The following is a 26,981-nucleotide window of genomic DNA, read 5'->3' as shown; positions in this document are numbered from 1 at the left end:
TTCATTCAGAAGTAAGTCACTCTCTCTCATAATCCATTCATTAATTAGTGAGTCAAACAACGGCAACCAAGCAATGGAGTAGTCTAAGTGAAGCGAATTGTTCCAATATGTGTACTGATAGCAGGTACGTATTCCACATTGGCCACCGCCGCACCTGAGTGGGAAAAGAAAAGTTACTCAGGTGGCGTTCAGGTGTGTCATGAGCAAATGTTATTTAAATCAAAATGGTGGGCTGGGTCGTACAACGAGCCCAATCCATTAGGAGCGTTGAATTCAAGTCAGGCGGGATGGGGAAATGACCCCTGGTTGCCCATTCCGGATTCTAGTGAGTGTGGGGCGGAACAAGACAACCAGGCTCCGATTGCAAATGCAGGCGCTGATCTAAATATTCAGTCTCCGCGTTCCTCGGTCAGTCTTGATGGCTCTGGTTCACAGGATGCAGATGGCGACCCACTCATTTATCGCTGGCAGCAAGTGTCTGGCCCAACGGTGTCGCTAAAAAATTCACAGCAAGCCCAAGCAACATTCGTTATGCCTGAACTAGCCAAGGATACCGATTATACCTTCCAACTGACCGTAGACGATGGTGAGGCATCGTCCAAAGATCAGGTAACGGTCAAAGGGTTAGCCGTAGTGGTTGAGAATACGCCACCTACTGCGAACGCAGGCGCTGATCTAAATATTCAGTCTCCGCGTTCCTCGGTCAGTCTTGATGGCTCTGGTTCACAAGATGCAGATGGCGACCCACTCGTTTATCGCTGGCAGCAAGTGTCTGGCCCAACGGTGTCGCTAAAAAATTCACAGCAAGCCCAAGCAACATTCGTGATGCCTGAACTAGCTAAGGATACCGACTATACCTTCCAACTGACCGTAGACGATGGTGAGGCATCGTCCAAAGATCAGGTAACGGTCAAAGGGTTAGCCGTAGTGGTTGAGAATACGCCACCCACTGCGAACGCAGGCGCTGACCTAAAAGTTCAGTCTCCACATTCTTCGGTAAGTCTTGATGGCGCGGGTTCGCAAGATGAGGACGGTGATGTTCTGAGTTACCACTGGCAGCAAGTGTCGGGCCCTTCGGTGACGTTGCAAAACCCGAAACAACCAAAAGCGACCTTTGCGTTACCTGAACTGACGGAGGATACCGACTATGCCTTCCAACTGACTGTTGATGATGGTGAGGCATCGTCTCAAGATCAAATAACAGTAACAGGCTTAGCTGCGGTGGTAGAAAATACCCCACCAACTGCGGATGCAGGAACCGACCAAGAAGTTCAATCCCCAGCTTCTACCGTGCGTCTTGATGGCGCGGGTTCACAAGATGCAGAGGGTGACGAACTCACTTACCAATGGCGTCAGCTATCCGGTGATGAAGTATCATTGAACAATGCAGATTCAGCGGTGGCCACCTTCTCTATCCCGGGTTTATCACAAGAATCCCATTATTCATTTGAATTAGCCGTGAGCGACGGCGAAACAACATCAAAGGATACCGTTCAAGTTTATGCACTTGCAGAGTTAGAGCAACAAGAACCAGGTTCTATCGTCATCGAGATGGATCAAGGTGGCCTCGGTATTCCGAGTACCTCTACCTACGAGGTTGTACTAACCTCTCTAACAACTGGAGAGAGTCAACGCTTTGAGATGACAGCTCAGGGTGACCAACAAATTATAGATTTGGCGCCAGATGAGTACCAAGTTTGGGTAGAATTTGAAGATGACTACCAACCAATAAACGTACCGCGAGTGATAGCGGTGACAGACGAAGGCCCAATGACACTGGCATTTCGCGTTAAACCAAGTGTTGACTTAGAAAAACTCTCGACTATTGATGGCGTCGAAGTTAGCACTATCATTGATGGCGTATTTCAAGCGCGTCAAATGACCTGGGGTGACGGCTATTTGTACGTTGGGTCATCGGCTATATCCGAAGAGAATGGCGCAAGAGGTAACAAAATTTACGCTATTCCTTACGACTATCGTACCGGTTTAGCTGGGGATCCGGTCATTGTCGCCAGTGGCTTAGTTGAACCTCATGGTGTTGCGTTCAAAAACGGCGACCTCTATTTTGCTACGTCAGCCGAACTGTTTCGCATCAAAAACGTCGCGTCTAATCTAGGTCAACCGTCAGAGCCTGAAAAGCTGATGGATTTACCCGCGGGTGACGACAACTTCCCGCTAGAGCCAGTGGGATTATATTGGCACCAGAAGCATACGCTCAAGTTTAACACTTTTGATAATAATGATGAGAACCTATACGTTTCTATTGGCTCTCCGTGCAACATCTGTGTGATCGAAGAAGAGGTCAAATACGGATCAATACTCGCGATCGATTTACAGACCCTCGATGTAAAACAAATTGCAGATGGTATTCGAAATACCGTCGGATTTGACTGGGATCCTAGATTGGGCGACTTATGGTTCACCGACAATAACCCCCAGAACACCGATGGGCATAACACCTATTTCCCAGGTGAAATCAACAAAATATCCGCATCACAGTTAGCAGATAAAGAGATGCCACACTTTGGCTTCCCTTATGTCTCTGGTGTCGACACTCTATCCATTACCGAAGAGCAAGAAAATGGAACGTCCGTCTATACCGGTGGTTATGATTATCTACCACCAGGGGCGATTTACTCAGACATCCTAATCGAGGACATCGATCCTGCTCATTACCAAGCGCCAGAGTTTGAACTGGAAGCAGGCTCGGCACCATTAGGGTTGACGTTCTGGCAGCCAGATGGAATCACGCCAACCAACGGACAAAGTTCTTTCGTGTACGCGACACATGGGCCAGGCGATGGAAAAAGAGCCGGTTATGAACTGCGTATTATGACATTGGATTCTGAAGGGAAACCCATTTTCGATCGCTCATTGATCACCGGGTGGAAACAACCTGAGGGCATTTCAGGTAAGCCAGTAGAAATGCTAGTAATGCCAGACAACAGCTTGCTCGTGTCTGACGATGCAGGCAATACGCTCTACCGCCTTCAATATAATCCAACGTCAGAAGGCCGAATTGAGCTTTCACCGACAAAAGGTGAGATTACCGACACCGATACTTTGGTTGAAGCCACATTGACCGACAGTGATGGCGTATCAAGACGTTTATTCATGTCGTTATCGTCAGGTGGTTACACGATTGATCACCTGGAATACGGCGACTACACCCTAGTTATTCCAACTCATGAAGGGCTAGAACCCACCGAATCTGTTTACCAGATTACCGTGAATGAACAGCAACCACTCGGTGAAGTAAGCTGGAGCTATGAAGATGATTCCGGTGACGAAAAACCGCTAGGCACAGTGACTGTCAATGCACCTGGTGCGCCAAGTAATTCAGCACCGACCATTTTGTTAGAAATGGAAGCAGCAGAAGGGGGCACGGTATACATCGATTCAGAATGGGGAGAAACGACCACAGCAGAGATGAACATTGGTCAATACACCGTTGATTTCCCATACACCGGAACGGCGATTCCTTCACCAAAACAACAAGACGTCAATTTGTCGGCGTCAGGTGCTACGTTGAACTGGACGTACACCGAATATGACAATGATGAAGACTATTTTAATGCCGTCATGGAAGGAGAATGTTCAGGGTGTCACAACGGAGGTAACTTCGCACCTGACCTATCTGAAGGTCCGTCAACAGGTCTGATTGAAAACTATTACGACAACCCGAATATTATTGCCGATAAAATTGCAGAAATGACAGACATGCCAGGCGTCACCTGTGATTCCACTTGTCAAGAAACATTGACTCGTTATCTTGAAGATGACCTTTGGGGGGATGCGCTACCTAATATTGTTGATAGTGCAGAAGTCTACGGCAGTCGTCACTTACGCTTGCTTGGTCAATCTGAATACATCAATACGGTAAACGACCTGTTTAACGTCGAGGTAGAAAAGTCCTTATTGCCGTTAGATGACAAAGAAAAAGAGGGGTCGCTCTATGGCAACGCAGGCCAGTTGGGGTATCTATCGAGCGACAAAATGAACAGCTACTTAAACGCGGCAGTGTATATACAAGACAATATGGACATCTATGCACTAAGTCAGTGTAAAAGCGGCGGTGGTAGCGTGCCTGAATGGCAAGCAAGCCAAGTATACGTAGCCGACGACAAGGTGGTTGATGGAGGCGAAGTGTATCGAGCAAACTGGTGGACACAAGGTAATCCGCCGAAAGAAAACTCAGCGCCTTATGGCCAACCGTGGACCTATGTCGAAGATTATGAGGCTGGCGACCCTGACTGCTTGGAAAACTGGTACTGGGAAACCGCTGAGAGAATGTTCAAGCGTCCGCTTACTGACACAGATAAAGCTTTGTATCCAGCCAGCGATATTGAGCTGAGTTTAGCTAAGATCCTTGTGTCACCGCACTTCCTTTACCGAAGAGAAGGTGGGAATCTTAATGATGAGGGTAATTATCACCTCAATGCGTATGAGTTAGCGAACGTTATTTCTTATACCGTAGTCGGATCTGTGCCTGATGAAGAATTGTGGTCAGCCGCAAAAGACGATAGCTTGATCCGTTCAGACGTCATGGCGCAGCAAATTGATCGCTTGCTATCAACCCCACAAGCTTATGAGCAGTTTGCCAACTTTATGATGCAGACTCTAGAGTTTGACGAAGAACGCGTTGTCGTTGATCGAGATGGGATGTCTTCGGATGTGGGTGAAGCCATGCTGGATGAGTTTACAACGTACATTCGCGAAACCGTATTTGGCGAAGAAATGGGGCGTTTCTCAGACCTGATGGCTTACGAGAATACCTACGTCAATCAGGTACTGGCTAACCACTACGGATTCAACGGTAGCTTCAATTCCGGATTCAAACAAGCCGCAATACCCGCCGAGCGTGGTACTGGCCTACTGAGCTTAGGGGCGATTGCTGTGGCATACAGTACCGATGAACAAACACGCCTCATTCCACGTGGAAAAATGGTCCAGCATTCGTTGCTAGGTTGGGAGCAAGCCATACCTTCTGGCGCAGCCCCAGACGACATAGTGAATGACACCTCTACCAAAGATTTCTGGACACAAGCGACAGGGCCATCTACGGAATGTTGGGTGTGTCACGAGAAAATGAATGACGTGGGTTTTGCCTACGACGTACTGGATAAAACAGGTCGTTACCGTGCCTACGAAGATTATACGTCTCTACATGGGGAAGTGTTCAACAATGTTGCGCTCGAAACACAAGGAACACTGATCGATGTAGATGGAACCGACACGCAGTTCGACGATCTAGAAGATATCTCACTCTATTTGGCAAACAGCGAACAGGCTAAGCAAGCCTTTGTTAAAAACTACTTGTCTTACACATTGGGTGAAGTATCCGCAAGATTCTCCCCCCTATACCCTGAATATGCTTCGTTTGAACAATTTAAACAGCTAATGAAGGATTTACTAATGTCGACCACCGTTATTGAACGTGAGGAGTAATAAAATGACTAAATTAACAACGGTATCAAGACGTTCATTCCTCAAAGCTTCCGTTTTTGCTGGAATGGGGGTGGGGTTAGCGAAATTCTCCACTCAATCCGTTGCGTCAGAGGCCCGAACGAATGGCAGCGCAAGTAAGTTCATCTTTGTCAATTTTTCCGATGGCTACCCAAAGGGCACCTGGCATCCGACTGGCGATTCCGGTGCTCTCACGATGAACGCTTGTACAGAAGGATTGGAAGCGTATAAAAACGATATTGTGTTTCTAGCCGGTTGCCGAAGCGAAGGTGGCACAGGGCACAGTGGTTACAATGGCGTATGGCAAGAAGAAAGCGGCCAAGGTTCGATTGATGTGCATTTTGAATCGGTTTACGCACAAGGAATGCCTAAACGAGCACTGCGCCTGGGTGTCGACACCAAATACTGGGGGCATGGTGGGTTAGTGACCAGCCGTTCCGTTAATGGCAGTGGCTTAGTGCATAACGATGATCCTAATGCCATATTTTCAGAGCTTTATGGCTCACAGGAAGGAAATCAAGACCCAGTCGAACAACGTAAGCTTGCTTTATTGAGCAGTTATTTAGAAGACGTGGCTCATTTAAGCGACAACCTAGGGGGGCTTGAGCAACGTAAGCTAGACACCTACAGTCAAGCGACAACACAAACTAAACAAGAGTTAGAAAATGCCCTAATGGACACTGGGCAGTGCTCGACCAGTTTGTACATGAGTGACAGTTATGGCCGAGATAAAACCGCAGATTTACAGGTTGCCAACGCAGCTATGGCCTTATCGTGTGGTAAAACCAATATCGTGTCGTTGCAGTTGGGGACATCGAATGATTCTAAAGTGGTGGAAACCGTCAGTACTACGCCACCACATTCCGCATCCCATTATGGTTCCGCTAGCTTGAAGCAAACCTACATTGCTCATAGGCAGTGGTATGTAAGTAAAGTGACTCGGTTGATTGAACATTTAAAACTTATGGGTGTTTATGATGATTGCATTATCTATGTCACCTCCGAAATGGATGATGGACAAGCGCATAGCTCTAACGACTTACCTTGCATGTTGATTGGTGGAAAAAACTCCAAACTAGCCACCCAAAACGGCGGGCGGATTATCCGTAACGTTGGCCCGATAGGGCAGATATTATCATCAATGGCTTCTGCCTATGGGGTGTCTACTCCTTATCGAAGTCCTGTGATCAATGATTTGTTTGTTTGAAATGAATAAGGTGAATAAGGGAGGACTAAAGCGTAGAACTTAAAAAGCTACAATTTAAAGGCTATCTCTGAAAAACCTAGCTCCAAATAACCAGTAATAAAGTGGGCATGTCATAACGACATGCCCACTTTTTTACCTCACATTCGGATCACAGCTATTCAAAGTAACGCGTTGTTTCATGGCGTTAGCGTGATCCGCCTGCGAAAATCCCACCGAATAAAAATGAAGGAAACACAAAGAATGCGACCACGATTACTTTCTCCACTGATGGCATTGTTGCTACTAACCGCCTGTGGCACAGAAAGCACTAAAGGGCTACCGACCCAGCAACAAAGTGCCTTTGATGCATATTCAGACAATGATGCATATTCAGAAAATGACGCTTATTCAGACAGCGATGGTGATGGCGAAAGTAATTCAAATGAAGTTTCAAACGGAACAAACCCAAACGACGCCAATGACCCTATTCAAGGCGGAGACTCTGATCATGATGGAGACGGAGACCAGAATGGCGTTGATCCAGACTACTCACCAGAACTCGACAGTGATAACGATGGTGTGACTGACGGCAGTGAATACGAAAACGGGTCTAACCCGCTCGATTCCAACGATCCGTTACCAGGCGGCGGAGAAGATCATGATGGCGATGACATACCCAATGGCAGTGACGCCGACTACTTGCCAGGTAACGATGAAGATAACGATGGGGTATCTAATGGCCATGAATATGAACATGGCACCGACCCACTTAACCCTAACGACCCCCTTGTTGGCGGTGGGCACGACTTAGACGGTGACGAAATCACTAATGGCAACGACTCAGATTACAATCCGCACGGTGATGCAGATGGCGACGGCCTCACCAACGAAACAGAATATGCTCAGGGAAGTGACCCTCTTGATGAGAACAGCCCTATCGCGGGTGGCAATATGGACCATGATAACGATGGCACACCGAATGGCGCTGATCCCGATTACAACTTACAGGTCGATACTGATGGGGATGGCTGGACAAACAACGAAGAAGTAGAAAATGGATTTGATGCCAACGATTCACATAACCCAGTGATGGGTGGACATGGAGATTTAGATGGAGATGGTATTAAAAACGGTAGAGATCCTGAGTATTCTGAGCTGGGAGATGCCGATAGAGATGGCCTTACCAATGGCTCTGAATATCAAAACAATACAGATCCGAACGACGCTAACGACCCTGTGGCAGGAGGCGACAGCGATCTCGACGGTGATGGTACTCCAAATGGTGCCGACAGTGATTATGAACCCGCGGGGGATGCTGATGGCGACGGGCATAGCAACGAGCTGGAATATATTGAGGCGAATAATCCACTAAACCCCAATGTCCCCGTTCTGGCCGGTGATCAAGACTTAGATGGTAATGGTGTCGTTAATGGCGTAGATGTCGATTACGACGCCAATGCCGATCACGATGGTGATGGTCTTAGTAATTGGGTCGAATACCGAGATGGATTGGACCCCGTTAACCCCAACCATCCCGTATTTGCAGGCGATCAAGATATTGACAGCGACGGTGCCGTAAATGGCACCGATGCCGATTATCACGGCGATCACGATTTTGACGGTGATGGCTATTCCAACGAAACCGAATATCGCAACGGATCTGATCCTACCGATCCAAACAGCCCTGTCGCGGGTGGCGCACAAGATGACGACAACGATGGTACCCCAAATGGCGCCGACCCAGATTACAACCCCGCTGCCGACAGTGATGGTGACGGGCAAACCAATGGCGCGGAAAACGTATCGGGCACGGATCCTGCTAACCCAAATGATCCCGTTATGGGTGGTGCTCATGATATCGATGGAGATGGGATCGCTAATGGTGTCGATCCTGACTATAGCGCCAATGCTGACGAAGATAGCGATGGACACAGTAACGAAACAGAATACGGTGCAGGCAACAACCCAAGCAACCCGAATAACCCGTTAGTGGGTGGAGACCAAGATCTTGATGGCGATGGCACTGTTAATGGCGTAGATCCTGACTACAACGCCAAAGGTGATAACGATGACGATGGACTCAGCAATGAACAAGAATACGGCCAGGGTACCAACCCAACAGACCCGAACGATCCGGTCCCCTTTGGCGATCAAGACCTAGATGGTGATGGGGCTGTTAACGGAACCGACCCAGATTACGCACCGGGCAACGACAGTGATGGCGATGGTCTAAATAACGAAGACGAATATATATCGGGCTCAGATCCTTCAGACGCAAACGACCCCCTCTATGCGGGTGACCGAGATCTCGACGGCGATGGCACCGTCAATGGTATTGATGAAGATTACCAAGCCAGTGGTGATTTCGATGGTGATGGCCTAACGAACGAAGAGGAATATCAGTCAGGCAGCAACCCTGCCGATCCCAACGAACCAGTGACAGGTGGGGCACAAGATTTAGACAATGATGGAGAGCCTAATGGCGTTGATCCAGACTACAGACCATCACACGATGGCGATGGGGATGGCCTAACCAACGAAGCCGAATACACCGATGGAACGGATCCATTAAATGGTAATGACCCAGTGGTAGGCGGAAGTGAAGATAACGACAATGACGGCATTCCAAATGGGGTTGACCCAGATTACAGTGCCAGTGCCGACGCAGATGGCGACGGTTTAACCAATGGCGAGGAAACCACCGCGGGCAGTGATCCACTGGACGGCAACTCCCCGATTTACGCGGGTAATAGCGATGTAGACGGCAATAGAATCCCCAACGGTGTTGATGAACATTACGATCCGAATGCCGATCAAGATGGTGATGGCCTCACGAATGAGCAGGAATACATCGAAGGCAGTGACCCAACCAACCCGAACGATCCCGTCTATGCTGGGGATGATGATCTTGATGCAGACGGTCTTGTCAATGGCGTCGATGAAGACTACCTCCCTGACGACGACCACGACGGCGATGGGTTTAGCAATGGCGAGGAATACGGCGCAGGCTCCGACCCTACAGACGCCAACAACCCAATATTCGCCGGCAACGAAGATTTGGATAACGACGGCGTGCCTAACGGCATCGACAGCGATTACAAACCCGGCGGTGATGCCGACGGTGATGGTTTAGGGAACCAAATCGAATACCAAACGGGTAGTGATCCTTTAGATCCCAACGACCCTACTATCGGTGGTGATTTAGATGTTGATGGCGACGGAAGCGTTAATGGCATTGATCCTGACTACAACGGCTCAGACGACTTTGATGGCGATGGCATTCAAAATGGGGCCGAGTACCACCAAGGCAGCGACCCTGCGAACCCCAACAGCCCAATTAACCAAGGCGACCAAGATTACGATGGTGACAGTATTCCCAATGGTGCTGATGCAGATTTGAATCCAAATGGCGATGCCGATGGCGATGGCGTATCTAACCTTGATGAACATAACCAAGGCAGTGACCCATTGGTTCAAAACGTACCGTTACTAACGCAATTTGATGTATCAAAAGCAACAATTAAGCCAGGCGATAGCGTCGGGGCAACCTATACCTGGGCGCAAAACCAGGGTGCTCCAGGTGAAAAAGTGTTGTACCAATGGCAAACCCCAAAAGGGACAATATTGCTAGAAGGAGAGACGAGCGGAGGGGGGATTCCAAGTCATGTTTTGAACAACATTGGCACCTACACTCTGTTGGTTACGCCATCAAACAATGCCAATATAACAGGCCCAACGTTGGCAGGGAACATTAAGGTCGAGAACGAATCGGCCCCGTAATGACGTTGTTTTCGTTACTGAGTCATACGTTGCTATAGGCTGGTTATTCTGGGAAGGGAATCCCTAAACTATAGTATGAACAATATAAAATATTGACTTACCGAATAATCCCTTTTTATTTTTCTACGCTATACTCTTGTTGATCTATTTAACAATTAGGTAGGGCGACATGAGTAAGCAGTTAAAAAATATCATAATATTTAGTGAAGTATACTCGCAGGGGAACTATCGTGACGCATCGGCCAACCTGGGTATGTCGATCGCCACGATTTCTCGGGCCATTAAAGATCTCGAAGAAGACAGCGCCGTTCAATTGTTTATCAATGTTAAAGGTGAGTTTCGACCCACCGTTTATGCCCATTCTCTTTACGACCGACTCGAGGTCACCAACGGTAAACTGGTGAATACCTATAACCAGTTCAAATCCAACAGTCGTTTCGTGAACGTCTTGATCCCTCCGCACTTCTCCTCGCATAACCTGGTTGACAAATTGGTCGATTTTAATCAAGAGTTTGATGTAGAACTGGTGATGAATGAAGGGTTCACATTCAACCATCAAGATGATGCCTATTCTGCATTGGTGAATGGCGAAATCGATTTTATGCTGGATGATAAACCCAACAACGCCAATAGTTTTGTGTCAGAAAAAATCGGCCAGTACAACGTGTCACTTATTGCGTCAAAAAAATACTACGACTCTATTGCAATGGCTGACATAAATGAAAACACCCAGTTCGCTAAATACACCTGGTTAGGCCAAACAGGCCCCTATTTTCACCAGCACTTTGGGGTCGCGCCGGACAAGCAGGTTGGATTTGTCACACAAAACGTATCGAATTACTTTCGCGTGATCAAAGAAACACGATTTATCGGCATCTGCTCTGCGGATGTTCTGCCTAGCGTAGAAGAGTATTTTGTTTACGACGACGATTCGTTCATGACCGTCAATATGTACTTCATTACCACAAAAGCGGCCTTGTACAACAAGCCCGTGGTGAAATGGTTTCACGAGAACTTCAAGCGATCCAATAGAATTACGCCAAGCCGACACTTATCCGATACACAAGACGCTCTAAGCTAAGAAGTTAGAAGAAGAGAGAAGATAAGAGGCATGAGATAAGGCTAGAAGTTATGGAGCAAACACCAAGGCTAGAATTTAGGTGACCCTTGATAGAATAAACGAGGTAGCGCTCCCCCGTCTATTCGATAATTTTATACAATACAATACAATACAATAGTCTTAGTCTTTATCGCTTAATTCATATAACTTGAACGGTCTACTGTACATTCCATTCAAGTTATTTAAATGATTTAATCTCAGGGCGATCGAGCTGCATCACTTTCACCCACGCGTTGGTAAAGTCTTCAACAAAACGGGCTTTTGCATTATCGAATGCATACACTTCCGCAACGGCTCTAAGCTCAGCATTTGACCCAAAGATCAAATCAACAGGTGTTGCGGTGTATTTAACCTCACCTGTTTTTCGCACCACCCCCTCATATATGCCTTCTGATTTCGCTTTCCTCCACTGAATGGACATATCTAACAAATGCACAAAATAATCATTATTGAGCGTGCCCGGCTGGTCGGTAAACACACCATGAGCGCTACGATCTGTATTGGTACTCAGTGCACGCATTCCTCCGATAAGCACCGTCATTTCTGGGACAGTTAACGTCAGCTGATCCGCTTTGTCGATTAATGCCTCAACCGGAGACAGGGAATAGCCACTCTGGTTATCATTTTGTTTGTAAAAGCTTTCCTGATAAAAATCTTCCTGATAAAAATTGCGGAAGCCATCAGCGTGGGGTTCAAGCACGGCAAAAGAAGCCACATCCGTGTCTTGTTGTGTCGCATCGCCTCGCCCTGGGGTAAAAGGCACTGTGATCTTCACGCCAGCCTCTTCGGCGGCTTTCTCGATAGCGGCAGCGCCACTTAAAACAATTAAATCGGCAAGTGACACCTGTTTATTGCCCATAGCTGAATCATTAAACGTTGACTGAATCTTTTTCAGTTGGTTCAGCACGCGTTTAAGTTGGTCTGGATTGTTCACCGGCCAATTCCGTTGCGGCTCAAGCGCAATACGAGCACCGTTAGCACCGCCTCGTTTATCGGAATCGCGGTAAGACGAAGCCGCTCCCCAGGCAACACTCACCAATTCAGAAATCGCCAACCCAGAATCGAGTACTTTACGCTTTAAAAGCGCAATATCGTTGTCGCTTATCTGCGGGTGATCGGGTGCAGTAATAGGGTCTTGCCAAACAAAGGCTTCATCTGGAAAATCATCACCCAAATAGTAGCTGCGTGGCCCCATGTCTCGGTGGGTCAGTTTGTACCAGGCTTTAGCGAATGAAAGGCGATACGCATCTGGGTCGGCTAAAAAGTGCTCTGCAATCTTTTTGTACTCAGGGTCGAACTTAAACGCCAAATCAGCCGTCGTCATAACTGGGGGATTAAACTTCCCCTTAATGTGCGCATCAGGAACCGATTGATGCAAAGATTCTTCAGTCGGCACCCACTGAATTGCCCCTGCTGGGCTATGCACCTGCTTCCACTCAAAGTTAAGCAGATTTTGAAGGTACAGTGATGTCCAGCGTGTTGGGGCTTGAGTCCAAGCGCCTTCTAAACCACTGGTGATCGTGTCTTCCGAGTGGCCTTTACCGCATTTATTTTGCCAACCTAGCCCTTGCTGTTCTATGGGGGCGGCTTCGGGTTCCGCGCCCAAACACTCCGATGCTTTGTGAGCGCCGTGCATCTTACCAAAAGTATGTCCGCCCGCCACAAGCGCCATGGTTTCCTCATCATTCATCGACATACGTCCAAAAGCCTCACGTATGCTTTTAGCGGAAGCGAGAGGATCGGGAACCCCATTAGGGCCCTCAGGATTCACATAAATCAACCCCATATGGGCGGCGGCTAACGGTTTTATTAACTCGCCTTTTTCATCGCGCCTATTGTTTGCGAGCATTTCTAATTCAGGCCCCCAGTAAACAGTATCGGGCTCCCAATCATCGGCACGCCCTGCGGCAAAACCGTATGGGGTAAAGCCCATATTTTCAAGTGAGACATTGCCTGCAAGTACAATCAAATCCCCCCACGAAATACTTTCACCGTACTTTTTCTTCACTGGCCACAACAAGCGCCTTGCTTTATCTAGGCTGGCATTGTCAGGCCAACTGTTCAGGGGCGCAAACCGTTGCTGTGCGCCACTTGCGCCGCCTCGTCCGTCAAGCGTGCGGTACGTGCCTGCGGAATGCCAGGCCATGCGGATAAAAAACGGGCCATAGTTCCCCCAGTCTGCGGGCCACCATTGCTGAGAATCGGTCAGCGTTGCATTGATATCCTTTTTCAAAGCAACCAAATCAATGTCGCTAAAGGCTTGCCTATAATTGAAATCTTCTCCTAACGGGTTGGAACGTGAATCATGGTCACGAAGTGACGATAGATCAAGCTGATCTGGCCACCAAAATTGGTTGGGTTTTGCGTGATTTCTGTTCGCGTGGCTGCCTTGCGGATACATACCTGCTTTATCTTCATGGTGATAGCTTGCGGAATCAGAATCACTTGTTTCTTGTTGAGTTTCGTCAAACACTACTTGAGGCGCGGCAAACAGTACCGTCGGCCATAAAAAAACAGCGACCAAATTGATCAAAATGGTTAAAGGGCTAAGTACGGGGAAACTGGAACGGGTAAACTTTTTTGAAGTAATCATGAAGCACTTTCTCCTGGATATCAGAGGTTATGGACTATGAACGTGTAAAACGTGTTATTGAGTTATCTACAGTGCGTGGTCATCAGACTGCATATTCGGAACTGTACCCCAATTTTTCTACCTATAACCTAATCACTATGATTCATAAAAGATAGGCACTTTATTGACAGTGATGTGTGCTGAAACACCGCTAATGTTGTTTTTGTAAATTAGGTTGGTGATATTTCTGACATTAACCTGTTATTATTTTAATTTGTTGTTTTATAAGTGTTTAATTGTCATTTTTGCGATATTTCCCATCCATTTTTTCGCTCAATTAGATACAAATCCATCCCCAAGTTCCCTTTTTAGTCATGAAACGAGCCGTTTCATTGTCTCGCTGTGCCTCGGCTGTAAGAATCGCTCCAACTCAGTGAGAGCGGGCGTGATTTCAAGGCATGATTTAAAGGTCTAGTTTCAAGGTCTAGTGTCAACACGACAAAAACAGCCTCTCTTGAAGTCAGCGCTCACTGTTCAAAGTTCAAATGAACGAGAAACACGAACGGCCTTGGTGCGCTCCCTTGGTCATCTATAAAAGATTAACTTGGCCATCTATAAAAAAGTAACCATTGAAAACGTAACCACTAACTAAACGGAATACCAAACGGAATGTCATGGTTCATGACTAGGAGTTTTTAACGATGAAGATACAAAAAATCGCAGTAATCATCAGTTTACTGCTGTCTACAGGGGCCTCAGCAGGGGGCATTCATGAAGAGGGCGAGTTTTACCTGGGCGGTAAAGCAGGGGGCTCTATTTTTGGTGAGCCATGCGACGGCAACAGTGTCGATTGTGAAGACGCCACTGAAGCCCTGGGTTTGTATGGCGGTTACCAGATCAACAAATGGCTGGCGTTAGAAGGCGGTTATGACTACCTCGGTGGGCCAACCGCAACCTACCCAGCGATAGACCAGCCTAACAGCCAGGTTGATTATGAAAGCACCGTGCAGGGGTTTGAATTGGGCCTAAAAGCGGATTACGCCCTAACAGAGCGACTCGCCTTATTTGGTAAAGGCGGAACAATGCTGTGGCAGGTAGACAACGACGCTAACGAGCCGATAAAGGGGTCAATCAGTGAGAGCGGCTCTGGAGCATCGCTGATGCTGGGCACCGGGTTGGAATACCGTTTGTCACCCAGTTTGAGCACCCGCTTGGAATACCAATACATCGAAAGCGTGGGGGATGATTCAACCGGCTCATCTGATGTGCATGTTGTTAGCTTGGGGCTGGATTACCGTTTTGGAGGCGCGTCGAACCATTCAACGTCGCCATCCCCTGTTGAAGCCCGAGCGAGCGAGCCAATGACGGATATGGATGAAAAGACGGATATGGAAGAAAAGCCCAAAGACGTGATGCAAGAAAAAGTCGCAGCAGTCCTAGTGACCCCCGTAGTGATTGAAACGTTTACACAGTTGCTGAGTGGGTCAAACAAGGAAGCCTTGTTTGAAAGCAACAGTACCGAGATGTCCGCAGCGCTGAAAGTACAACTACAGCCTGTACTCGAGCGTTTACAACACTACCCAGAAACAACGGTGCAGCTCATTGGTCACACCGACAGCCTGGGCGACGCCAATTACAACCTGTCGCTCTCAGAAGTGCGCGCACAAAAAGTGGCGGATTACCTAGCGTCTCAGGGGGTATCTCGTGATCGCATGACGGTGAAAGGCGTGGGTGAGTTAAACCCGATCGCGTCGAATGAAACCGCGAGTGGTCGAGCGCACAACCGCCGGGTCGAAATCGTGTCGCCAGCAGTGACAACGCAAAGCACGACCATTGAAAAACAAGAACAATAAAGGAACATTATAATGATGAGAATAACCAATAAACAACGAATGAAACTGGTGGCCCCGTTAATGGCTGCGCTACTACTGAGCGCCTGTGGGGGCGACGATACAAAAGGGCTGCCCTCACAAGGTAACTTGTCTTCAGATGCTCAGGGGCAAGTGTGTGAAAGCATTGGCGGTGTTTCAGCGCGATGCGACAGCGATAAAGATGGCATATCGGACGACGACGAAAGGGCTGCGGGCACAAACCCGAACGACCCGAACGACCCGGTAGAAAACGGTGACAAAGACGATGACGGCGATGGCATTAAGAACGGTAAAGAAGTGGTGGATGGTAGCAATCCGAACGACCCCGACGACCCGGTAGAAAATGGTGACAAAGACGATGACGGCGATGGCATTAAGAACGGTAAAGAAGTGGTGGATGGTAGCAATCCGAACGACCCGAACGACCCGGTAGAAAATGGTGACAAAGACGATGATGGCGATGGCATCAAAAATGGTAAGGAAGAAGTCGAAGGTTGGGACAAAAACAACCCGAACGACCCGGTAGAAAATGGTGACAAAGACGATGACGGCGATGGCATTAAGAACGGTAAAGAAGTGGTGGATGGTACCGCCCCGAACAACCCGAATGACCCGGTGCCCAATGGTGCCGAGGATAAGGATAAAGATGGTATCCCTAATGGCCTGGAAACCGTAGAAGGTTGGGACGACAACGACCCGAATAATCCGGTGCCGAATGGCGGCGGCGACGACGACGGCGATGGCATTAAGAACGGTAAAGAAGTGGTGGATGGCACCAATCCGAACAACGCGAACGACCCAGTGCCGAATGGTGCAGAGGATAAGGACGGCGATGGTCTTCCTAATGGTCTGGAAACCGTAGAAGGTTGGGATGATAATGACCCGGACAATCCGGTTGAGAATGGCAGCGGCGACGATGACGGCGATGGCATTACGAACGCGAGAGAGTGGCATGAAGGTTGGGGCCCGAACGACCCGAACAGCCCAGTTGAGAACGGTGACGCGGATAACGATGCGGATGGTTTCAAAGCGGGTAAAGAGTGGCTAGAAGGTTGGAATGATAATGACCCGAACAACCCGATAGCGGCCGACAATGTACAAAATCCGACGCTGACGTTGGACAACACCACGGTGACGCCGGGCATGGGTTTGCAGGCGCGTATTGAGTTTACGGTACAAGGTGAGTCAGGCACGTTCTCGACCCTAGAGGCGCCGGACGCCAACCATGTGACGTGGCAGGTGTTGGATGGCAACGACAGCCCTGTGGCGGGTTTAACGCCGACCAGCGAAGGTCATGTCACGATTCCTGACTCGAAAACGGCGCTGCCGTTCGCGGATGAGCCACTGACGATGCAGGCGATTTTTGTTGAGGGAGGTTGGTTTGATGGTCAGCCGTCGCAGGAGCAGACGTTCACGGTGACCTTGGCAGATGTGTCGAGCAGCAAGGTGGCGCTGTTAAAAGACGGAGCGCCATTAGAGGGTAGCGAGATTAATGTTGGCGACACTATCACAGGCCAAACGACGGTGCAATTGGCCGATGGCAGCAGTATTGTGGTGCCAGCGGATGCGTCCCTGGGAACGTGGAGTGTCGACCAGGCAGCCACCGACCTAGGGGTGACGATAGATCCGGTGACGGGGGAGCTGGATACCAGTGGGGTGGATAACAATGCGCTGGGTGAAGAGGGTGTGAGTATCACATTGAGTTGGACAGGTGTCGGAAGTTTAGCCGGTGGAGAGGACGATTTGAGAGTTACTTTGAATGCTGATGAGGGAATAGCATTCATAAATGATAGTCTGTCGGTAGGACCTATAGTCACTGAGGCTATGTACATAGAAGGAGGCGGTGACGGCAGCGGGAACGTGAAAATGATCAATGGATACGTATACACAAATGGGGAGACAGCGGCCACGTATTGTCAAAATATAGGCGGCGGAATGATGGACGGGGTTGAAAGGGACGCGTTCGGAGCATGGTTAAACGACGGTTTCCGAGAGCAATACCAGGGCAAAGTATACGGCACGTACAATGTCGATTATGACAATGTCGAGAATACGATATACCAATATGTGATGGTAGGACTAAGCAGCCCAACAGAAATACACAGTGTGAGCCGCAGTAGGGAGTGGGGAGCTGGAACTTTGACCACCAGGTTTTGGTATCCGTTCGTTTGCACCATGTGATTCACGCGGGTCGTAGGGGTAATGTAGGGGTCAGGTCTTGCCTTTTGCCTTTATGATGAGAATGGTCTAGTTTTTAACTAGGCCATTTTTTTGTTTAGGGGGAAAAGATGAGGGAAGAAAGGTAATGTAGGGGTCAGGTCTTGTGAGGGTAATGTAGGGTCAGGTCTTGCCTTTTGCCTTTATGATGAGAATGGTCTAGTTTTTAACTAGGCCATTTTTTTGTTTAGGGGGAAAAGATGAGGGAAGAAGATGAGTAGACCACTACGGATTGAATATGCAGGGGCGCTGTACCATGTTACCTCACGAGGCAATGCACGCCAGCCCATTTACCTTGATGAAGCCGACTTCACGTTGTTTCTGGAGGTGCTTGCTGAAACTTGTGAGCGGTTCAATTGGGTAATACACAGCTATTGCCTGATGACCAATCATTACCACTTGTTGATTGAAACCCCCGAAGGAAATTTGAGCAAAGGGATGAGGCAGCTAAACGGCGTGTATACGCAAAGATTCAATCGAAAGCACCACCGTGTCGGTCATTTATACCAAGGTAGATAACAAGGGGTCAGGTCTTGCCTTTTGCCTTTATGATGAGAATGGTCTAGTTTTTAACTAGGCCATTTTTTTGTTTAGAAGATGAGGGAAGAAGATGAGTAGACCACTACGGATTGAATATGCAGGGGCGCTGTACCATGTCACCTCACGAGGTAATGCTCGCCAGCCCATTTACCTTGATGAAGCCGACTTCACGTTGTTTCTGGAGGTGCTTGCTGAGACTTGTGAGCGGTTCAATTGGGTAATACACAGCTATTGCCTGATGACCAATCATTACCACTTGTTGATTGAAACCCCCGAAGGAAATTTGAGCAAAGGGATGAGGCAGCTAAACGGTGTGTATACGCAAAAAGGTAATGTAGGGGTCAGGTCTTGCCTTTTGCCTTTATGATGAGAATGGTCTAGTTTTTAACTAGGCCATTTTTTTGTTTAGAAGATGAGGGAAGAAGATGAGTAGACCACTACGGATTGAATATGCAGGGGCGCTGTACCATGTCACCTCACGAGGTAATGCTCGCCAGCCCATTTACCTTGATGAAGCCGACTTCACGTTGTTTCTGGAGGTGCTTGCTGAGACTTGTGAGCGGTTTAATTGGGTAATACACAACTATTGCCTAATGACCAATCATTACCACTTGTTGATTGAAACCCCCGAAGGAAATTTGAGCAAAGGGATGAGGCAGCTAAACGGTGTGTATACGCAAAGATTCAATCGAAAGCACCACCGTGTCGGTCATTTAAAAGGTAATGTAGGGGTCAGGTCTTGCCTTTTGCCTTTATGATGAGAATGGTCTAGTTTTTAACTAGGCCATTTTTTTGTTTAGAAGATGAGGGAAGAAGATGAGTAGACCACTACGGATTGAATATGCAGGGGCGCTGTACCATGTCACCTCACGAGGTAATGCTCGCCAGCCCATTTACCTTGATGAAGCCGACTTCACGTTGTTTCTGGAGGTGCTTGCTGAGACTTGTGAGCGGTTTAATTGGGTAATACACAACTATTGCCTAATGACCAATCATTACCACTTGTTGATTGAAACCCCCGAAGGAAATTTGAGCAAAGGGATGAGGCAGCTAAACGGTGTGTATACGCAAAGATTCAATCGAAAGCACCACCGTGTCGGTCATTTATACCAAGGTAGATACAAGGCGATATTGGTTGATAAAGAGTCTTATCTACTTGAGGTTGGGCGCTATATTCTCCTCAACCCGGTTCGTGCTCATATGGTTGATGCCCCTCATGAATATGAATGGAGCAGTTGGCCTTTTATTACGAATCAACAACAAGCGCCGGAATGGTTAGCGGTAGATCAAACGTTGTTGCAATTTGGGAGGCAGCGAAATAGGGCCGTAGAGAAATACAAGCAATTCGTTTTCGCAGGGATTGGAAAGCCACTATGGGCAGATTTAAAGCAGCAAGTTTACCTAGGCAGCGATGAGTTTGTGAATAAACACCTTCCCAATGCAGATTTTGAGGAAGGGGATATGAATGAAATTCCGGCGAAACAGCGCAAAGCCAAACCACTCTCTTTGAAGGAATATGAAGCGAATGAAACCAGCAGGAACAATGCTATTGTTGCGGCATTTTCGAGCGGTGGTTATACACAAAAGCAGATTGGTGAGTACTTTGGGCTGCACTATTCTCGAATTAGCCGCATAGTCTCGAATTAGTCGCATAGTGGCAAAAATCAGAATCTGACTCCGAATATCCCGCCCCTTTATCTTTCCGATCTATCCTTACCTCACATCCCATTCACACACCGGCTTGATGCCCAGCACAAGCTCTTTTGCCCTGTGTTCTTCCTCATTCCCCATGGCAGTGAGTACACGACAAAAGAACGCCAGACACATGCTTTATAAATCACTGTCTGAAAGAAATATCGCCATCTTAATCGAGAGAATGATTATAACTTATAACACAAGTGAATAGAAAAGTATGACCTGATAAATTAGGTAAAATTATTAAATTATAAACACTTAATTATTAAATAATATAGAAAATGCCAAATTAGAAAGGTTTGATGATGAAACATCATGTTTACTTGTGGCTATTGTTTTTTTGGTCAATATACCTGAGGGAACGAATACTAATACAAATAAAAACTATTTTGGAAGCAATGTCAAATTAGTGTAAATATATCGTGTCAAATTAGGATGGCAACCTTATGAAGAATATCTCGAGTTTATCGGAATTATTAATCCACTTTGAAGCGATCTACCGTTACGATGGCCTGCGAGCCGCTGCACTTAAGACGGGAATACCATTGTGCAGACTGTCTCGCTCATTGAATGATCTTGAGGCCATTGTTAAAAAGAAACTGTTTTATTCTGATAAGAACGAATTTAAACCGACTAGAGAAGGCGGACGACTATATCATGAGGTTGACACGAATTCGATGCTCATTAATTTATCTCATCAATTGAATGAATATATGAACTATGAAAGCATCAAAGCCTGTGTATTACCTCAAATAAAAATGAATTTAAGTGGCGAAATCATCTCGAATTATTATCACTACAGAAAAGATTCAGGGAAAGTCCTGTCGGTAACGATAACGAGTGAGTATTTTAATGAACGGGAAATGTACAGTCAACTTCGAGCGTGTGATCTAGACATTGTGTTGTCGTATTACAAATTTGACTCTATTGCTGTAGAAAATAAGCAACTGTATATTGATGAATATTCGTTTTATCAAATCAACAATGACAATAACAAAATAGAATACTTGGCCATGCTTGATCTAGGAAATACGAGTAATGATAATTTCATTGCCGATTTTATTGACCAGTGCTGTGATAGTGAATGTATAGTGAAATCTCTGCCCAGGTTAATTCTTCCCGATATTGATAGCCTACTGAAAGTAGCAAAAGAATTACCGCTCATTGTCCTTTTAAACAAAGCGTCGATTAGAAGGTTTGTTAATTCGGGTGTTGATTTAAAAAAGATGAATAAAATAGGTACGTTAGAACTCCCAGTTTATATTTCCTACCATAAAATGAACCCCAAAAAGAAATTAATTAATATGGTGTCTGAAACATACCAGAACCTGTTGAAAGAAGAAGATTTTGACCTAAAGTGCTTATCTGTTTAATGAGAATAATTTGCATACATTAACTTAGGTGAGCATTGGCTGTATTCTATAACCGGAAAGAATTATGAATGAAAATCAATTTAGAATCGTACTGAGAGACCCCACCGTTAATCAGTACAATTTATTGAGACAATCTGTCGGGTGGGAATCGATAGAGAAATATAGAGCTAATTTAGCGCTTAAAAACTCACTATTTTCCATTTGTGCCCTATATGAAGATGAGCTTATTGGTATAGGCAGAGTCGTTGGCGATGGTGCTTTATACTTTTATATTCAAGATATCATTGTCAACCCAAAATACCAGAATCAAGGTGTAGGACGAAAGATAATTGAACATATTATGTCTAATGTCAATAAGCTGGCAAAAGAACGATCAGGTGCGTTTATTGGTTTAATGAGTGGTAAAGACGTTGCTCCGTTTTATGAAAAGTTCGATTTCAAACTTCAATCAGAAGAGGTGCTGTTTATGAGTGTTTGGCGAAAGGTAAATAGTTAACCTTTCGCAAGTCCTTTCAAGAAAAGGGGCTTCGTAATCTTACCTTGAACTCACCTCTTATTCACGAGATGAGGTATCTTTAGCTAAACAAAGTGTTTAATTGTACTGTTTTTTGATTCACGTTAGTTTGTTTTGATGATTTTATACGCGTTATAAATAAGAAAAATTAATGAATGTTGTAAATAAATACTCTAGAGGTTGGAGTGGAGGACATACAGATTTTATTTAGTTCGGTGTAAATAGTTTAAATCGTACTTTAGAACTGTTCCATATCATTAATTAATGCCCAATATAATATCCAGTATTTTAGGTTGTTAACACTATGAAAAAGAAAATTATTTTAACCATGTTACTATCGATTTCGGGTGTGGCCTATTCGTATGCCACACAGAATCATAGGGTTTCTTACCAGGTTTTTGAAGATAACAAATTACTCGTCTCCCCTAAACTTATCGTCCAATTAGAAGAGGAGGCGATTTTTGAGCACGGTGCTATTGAAGACAAGGTGATAGAAATTATAACGACAGTGTCTAAAATAGAAGCGGATAACGAACACTATCATATGTCAAGTCGCTTTAAATTGAATGGTGTCAATACGGTAGCGATTGATCAAACTATCGCTTTGGGGAGTGAATTCTCTTTTGATGGGGGGAAGTATCGAATTGATGCTAAGTTTGAATAAAATATTATGGTGCAGTAAGTGAGTAAGTGAATAGTATCAATGCCAATGTGGTTACTTATCCCAAACAGATATTTAAACCAATGTTCAACTCGACATCAATGGCAGTGACTTTCGAGTGCTTCCCTATTAATAAACACTGTGTTTAATTGTTCGTTTTTTATTACCTAATTATTGTTATGTAATTATTGTTATGTAATTATTTAGCTAATAAGAAAGGTAGATTAAATGAAAATGGTACGAGCGATAGCTTTAACTGCCACTTTATCGATGCCAGCCGTTGCACATTTAAATGGCAACGAGAATGAGTATTCGAGCACCGCAAAGCCTATCCCTGTAAAAGATTATGCGAAAGTCACAACGCCCAATTTTGAAAAAGGTCTGATTCGTCATATTGTTCTCTTCGACTTAAAAGATGATGTTACCGATGTTGAGAAACAAGAGATTGTAAACAGGTTTCTCGCGTTGAGAAAATCTACTCGTGATGGCAAGCAATACATACACAATATTGAAGCGGGTAGTCAGAATAGCAGTCGAGAAGGGCAAGGCAAGGGTTATGATCTCGCTTTTATGGTTAGCTTTTTGTCTCAAAGCGATCTCAATTACTACGTTGGAACACCTGCGATCAGCTCTGCTCAATTCTATGACAAAAATCATCAAAAATTTAAAGAATTCGTAGGACCTTACTTGAAGGTCGAAAAAAATCCAGGAGGTAAAGACAAGGTAGGGGTATTGGTTTTTGATTACACTGTTGGTTTTTGATTATACAGTTGGCTTACAATATACATTGTAACGAGTGGTCTCGATTGAATGATTCGTTTTAGACATGCCCGCTCTGTTTTTTCAACACAGTGGGCATTATGTGTTAATAGCCCACTGTGTTGTGCGTGTAAATTTTGAAGCAGACAGAAGACACCAAAAACTGGCTGTGATTACTGTTTAAATACTTGATTCATGAGTGAGTAGAATCTCATGTTCTGCCCAGAGGGTGTTTCTTGGCGCTGTTGACGCCAAGCATTCTGAAACGTACCCGCTAGCTCTTTGTAGCACAGTGGACAACAAGCATGTTTAGCGGAAAAATGTGCTTTTGGAGTTTGCGAAAAAGACGCATTGTGCTCTTTGCACCACAGTGAAACTGGCGTGCGGCTGTTCACGTAATGAACGTCATTATAACCAAAACGGTCACCCCATAGGCGGCGGGATTTTGCGATAAATTGTGCTTTGGTATCTCTTGGGATTGGCATTGTTTTCTCCAACAAAACGTTTAGTAAATTGCTTGATAGTCGTTCGCCTCAACGAACGTTCACCTTAATGAGTAGGAGCAAACCGTTTTGCTATTCATTGTGCTCAGAAGGTAGTGCAATATTGGCAAAGCTTGGTTTTGATGGAAATGAAACAGCGTGTTTACTAGGCGGTTGTTATAGAGTGTCATTGACGCTGGAGAGTGATTTAATGCGAATACCAAATCTCAAGTGCTTTGAATATAAAGGAAAAGTAGAAAAAAAAAGCCCGCAAGGGGTACGGTATGCGGGCGAAAATACAGGACACAATACACTTGCGTGAGTAGCGCAGGTATAAAACAGAGTACGTTACAGATCCATTGCAACAACCTCTCACTCTGTAATATTCAACCTATCATTTACCCATATAGAAGACGATCAGACACTCTGTTTAAGTCACATATTTATTGCACAGGCTGTTTTATCGCACAGGTGGTTTTATCGCACAGGTAGTGTGAATCGATATTTGACACTTAAAGTTTTAAGTTCTTGTTGCGCGACTGTAGTGCGACAGAATATGAGAGTGCCGATGTTGCGGTGATATTTTCTAAGGTAGTTATTATTTTCTAAAAGAGTTGTGATTAATCGATGTATCCCCCAGTTTATCGACGATCAAAATACTGTTGTCAAGAGCACTAAGCCGCATGAATAGATAGGGGCAGAGTTCTGTAGAGTGCCTTTTGGGGGTTACTGCGACGCTCTACAGCGAATCCATTGCGATTCATTTTTGATTCTTCACCGTTAAATCGATTCTCACAACTTGAAGCGTCCAACGATTTCAATTAATTGTCGGTTGACGTTATCAATGTCGCTTGCTTCATTTAATGCCTGTTTACCGTTGCTGTCTAGTTCAACAACAATGTCGTTGATTGCAGACATATTTCGGCTGAGTTCACGGGTGACGCTGCTTTGTTCTTCGGCTGCGGTGGCTATCTGAGTGCTGAGATCATTAATGTCGTTAACAAATTGGCTCATGGTTTCTAGGCTGTGCACCACTTCGCCAGCCCCTTCTGCCGTGTGCTCGCATCGGTTTTTAGTGACATCCATCGATTCAACCACACTCTGGCTGCCTTTCAACAAACTGCCTAATGCGGTTTCTATTTCTTCGGTGCTTGTTTTGGTTCGACTGGCTAGGTTGCGTACTTCATCGGCAACAACCGCAAAGCCGCGCCCTTGTTCACCTGCACGCGCCGCTTCTATGGCTGCATTCAAGGCCAGTAAGTTGGTTTGCTCGGCAATGGCCCCAATCACCCCCAATATCGTCGTGATGCTGTCGGTTTCGTTACTCATTTTCTGCACTTGTTCGGCGGAATTTTCAACATCGGACACCAATTCAGAGACATTAGATTGCGCGTTCATGGCGGTTTGTTTTGAGTTGTTGCCCGCTTCGTTGGCATTATGGGTAAGTTGTGCCGTATTGGCGGCATCTGTCGCCATCGACTCGGCGGTTGAATTCATTTCCTCAATGGCAGTGACAACCTGCTCTGTTTCAGAAACGTGATTTTGAAGAATCACAGAGTTACGTTGAGACTGATCTTTGAGTTTATCGATGTTCTCATTTAAGTCACCCGTTGCGCCTTTAATCTCAAGCATCATGTTTTGCAGATTTTCGATAAATTTATTGACCCCATTCGCGATTTCACCGAGATCATCTTTGGTTTTGACGTCGAGACGTTGGGTTAAATCGCCATTACCTTGAGACAACCCATCAATGGTTTGTCTTAGCGCTAAAATAGGGCGATACAGCACCTGCAAGACTAAGACTGCAATGATGATACTAACGATCGTGGCGATCAACGTGCTGATGATTGCCGAGTATTTTGCGGCGGCTAAGCTGGCGAATGCGACCTCTTTGTCTACACCTATCGCAAAATACCAGCTCTTATCGGCGATATTAATTTTGTGTGAAAAGAGAAGCTTGTCGCTGCCATTATGTTCGTAATGTTGAACACTACTGACATTGGTCACGGCATTATTGACGACGCCTTTGAACCATGGGTAGTTGGTGGCTTTGTCACTGGCTTTTAATAAGTCGGTAGATGAGGCCAAAATGGTCGAGTCCTGATTCATGATGATGGCAATGGCCCCTGGAATTTCTGTTGCACCTTTGACCATTTCATTGAGAAATCCAAGCTGCATATCGACGGATATCATCCCTTCTTTGATCTTCTCCACGATACTTACCCAGTAAATATCAGAGCCACTCCCTAGGTACGGATCGGTGATGGCGGTTCCGCTGCTCGTTCGAGCGAGTTGATACCAAGATCGCTCGGTAATGTCGCCATCCAACTTGTGATTAGGCCAGGTGTCTGCGGTTTGATTCCAATAGCCATCGCCGTTTTCAAAGCCAACCACTGAACTGTTCAGGTTCATCGCTCCGGCCATTATTTTGGTAAATTCGATAAAACTCTCAGCCGTACCCGTCATTTGTTCTGATTGATATTTTTTAGCGATTTTATTCAAACCAGAGACTTTTTCACCTAACTGGTTCTCAATTAACTGGGCTTGCTTTGCAACATAGTCTTCATTAGCGGCAGTAATGATCTCGATGAGTGTTTTTTCTTGCTTTACATAAGAGACGTAGCTGGATGTTGAAACAGACACGGCAACTAATGCAATGATTGAAATAAGGAGTAAGTTTTTAAAACCAAGTTGTTTCATGGTTGCATCTGCCTATTTATTGATTCTTTTGTAAATAATAGAAGG

17 protein-coding genes are annotated in these 26,981 nt (G+C 46.0%); 14 read left to right on the top strand and 3 right to left on the bottom strand.

The genetic code is table 11. The features are described from left to right. The first annotated feature begins 87 nt into the window (after positions 1–87). The 4 genes from QF117_RS05290 to QF117_RS05275 all read left to right on the top strand — a co-directional run bounded on the left by QF117_RS05290 (position 88) and on the right by QF117_RS05275 (position 11,513). Positions 88–5,448, top strand: coding sequence for a PKD domain-containing protein (locus tag QF117_RS05290; RefSeq protein ID WP_282385172.1), 5,361 nt, complete (start codon positions 88–90; stop codon positions 5,446–5,448). A 4-nt stretch (positions 5,449–5,452) separates the two neighbouring features. Next, positions 5,453–6,673: a DUF1552 domain-containing protein gene (locus tag QF117_RS05285; protein ID WP_282385171.1), complete on the top strand. Its 1,221-nt coding sequence runs from the start codon at positions 5,453–5,455 to the stop codon at positions 6,671–6,673. Between the two features lie 240 nt (positions 6,674–6,913). Then, positions 6,914–10,432, top strand: coding sequence for a hypothetical protein (locus tag QF117_RS05280; RefSeq protein ID WP_282385170.1), 3,519 nt, complete (start codon positions 6,914–6,916; stop codon positions 10,430–10,432). Positions 10,433–10,601: 169 nt separating this feature from the next. Beyond that, positions 10,602–11,513 (top strand): LysR family transcriptional regulator, encoded by a 912-nt coding sequence (locus QF117_RS05275; protein ID WP_282385169.1) that lies wholly within the window; start codon positions 10,602–10,604, stop codon positions 11,511–11,513. A 217-nt stretch (positions 11,514–11,730) separates the two neighbouring features. Here the strand turns inward: QF117_RS05275 and katG are convergent, their stop codons facing one another. Continuing rightward, complete coding sequence (katG, locus tag QF117_RS05270) at positions 11,731–14,145, bottom strand: catalase/peroxidase HPI (RefSeq protein ID WP_282385168.1); 2,415 nt, start codon at positions 14,143–14,145, stop codon at positions 11,731–11,733. A gap of 680 nt (positions 14,146–14,825) precedes the next feature. Between katG and QF117_RS05265 the strand changes: the two genes are divergently transcribed. The 10 genes from QF117_RS05265 (at position 14,826) to QF117_RS05220 (ending at position 23,757) form a co-directional block, all read left to right on the top strand. Then, positions 14,826–15,977 carry an outer membrane beta-barrel protein gene (locus QF117_RS05265; protein WP_282385167.1) on the top strand — a complete coding sequence of 384 codons (1,152 nt, stop codon included), beginning with the start codon at positions 14,826–14,828 and terminating at the stop codon, positions 15,975–15,977. Positions 15,978–15,989: 12 nt separating this feature from the next. Continuing rightward, positions 15,990–18,176: a thrombospondin type 3 repeat-containing protein gene (locus QF117_RS05260; protein ID WP_282385166.1), complete on the top strand. Its 2,187-nt coding sequence runs from the start codon at positions 15,990–15,992 to the stop codon at positions 18,174–18,176. Between the two features lie 249 nt (positions 18,177–18,425). Then, a complete protein-coding gene (locus QF117_RS05255) occupies positions 18,426–18,731 on the top strand; it encodes a transposase (protein ID WP_282385165.1) in 306 nt (101 codons plus the stop codon). A 91-nt stretch (positions 18,732–18,822) separates the two neighbouring features. Next, entirely contained in the window at positions 18,823–19,119 is a 297-nt protein-coding gene (locus tag QF117_RS05250; protein WP_282385163.1) for a transposase, read from the top strand. A 58-nt stretch (positions 19,120–19,177) separates the two neighbouring features. Next, positions 19,178–19,510 carry a transposase gene (locus QF117_RS05245; protein WP_282385161.1) on the top strand — a complete coding sequence of 111 codons (333 nt, stop codon included), beginning with the start codon at positions 19,178–19,180 and terminating at the stop codon, positions 19,508–19,510. 58 nt (positions 19,511–19,568) lie between these two features. After that, positions 19,569–20,399: a transposase gene (locus QF117_RS05240; protein ID WP_282385159.1), complete on the top strand. Its 831-nt coding sequence runs from the start codon at positions 19,569–19,571 to the stop codon at positions 20,397–20,399. A gap of 494 nt (positions 20,400–20,893) precedes the next feature. After that, on the top strand, positions 20,894–21,820 hold the full coding sequence (locus QF117_RS05235) for a LysR family transcriptional regulator (protein ID WP_282385157.1): 927 nt from the start codon (positions 20,894–20,896) through the stop codon (positions 21,818–21,820). Between the two features lie 64 nt (positions 21,821–21,884). Beyond that, on the top strand, positions 21,885–22,316 hold the full coding sequence (locus QF117_RS05230; RefSeq protein WP_282385156.1) for a GNAT family N-acetyltransferase: 432 nt from the start codon (positions 21,885–21,887) through the stop codon (positions 22,314–22,316). A 322-nt stretch (positions 22,317–22,638) separates the two neighbouring features. Then, positions 22,639–22,998 (top strand): hypothetical protein, encoded by a 360-nt coding sequence (locus tag QF117_RS05225; protein WP_282385155.1) that lies wholly within the window; start codon positions 22,639–22,641, stop codon positions 22,996–22,998. Positions 22,999–23,223: 225 nt separating this feature from the next. Further along, positions 23,224–23,757 carry a Dabb family protein gene (locus tag QF117_RS05220; protein ID WP_282385154.1) on the top strand — a complete coding sequence of 178 codons (534 nt, stop codon included), beginning with the start codon at positions 23,224–23,226 and terminating at the stop codon, positions 23,755–23,757. Positions 23,758–23,927: 170 nt separating this feature from the next. Here QF117_RS05220 and QF117_RS05215 read toward each other — a convergent pair whose 3' ends face one another. Both QF117_RS05215 and QF117_RS05210 read right to left on the bottom strand, forming a co-directional pair. Then, complete coding sequence (locus QF117_RS05215) at positions 23,928–24,239, bottom strand: hypothetical protein (protein WP_282385152.1); 312 nt, start codon at positions 24,237–24,239, stop codon at positions 23,928–23,930. Positions 24,240–25,028: 789 nt separating this feature from the next. Further along, entirely contained in the window at positions 25,029–26,936 is a 1,908-nt protein-coding gene (locus QF117_RS05210) for a methyl-accepting chemotaxis protein (RefSeq protein WP_282385151.1), read from the bottom strand. Between the last annotated feature and the right edge of the window lie 45 nt (positions 26,937–26,981).

The sequence above is a fragment of the Vibrio sp. YMD68 genome (genome assembly GCF_029958905.1).
Classification (GTDB): Bacteria; Pseudomonadota; Gammaproteobacteria; order Enterobacterales; family Vibrionaceae; genus Vibrio.
Note: the sequence above shows the minus strand (reverse complement) of the source record. Positions and strands in the feature narration are given on the sequence as shown.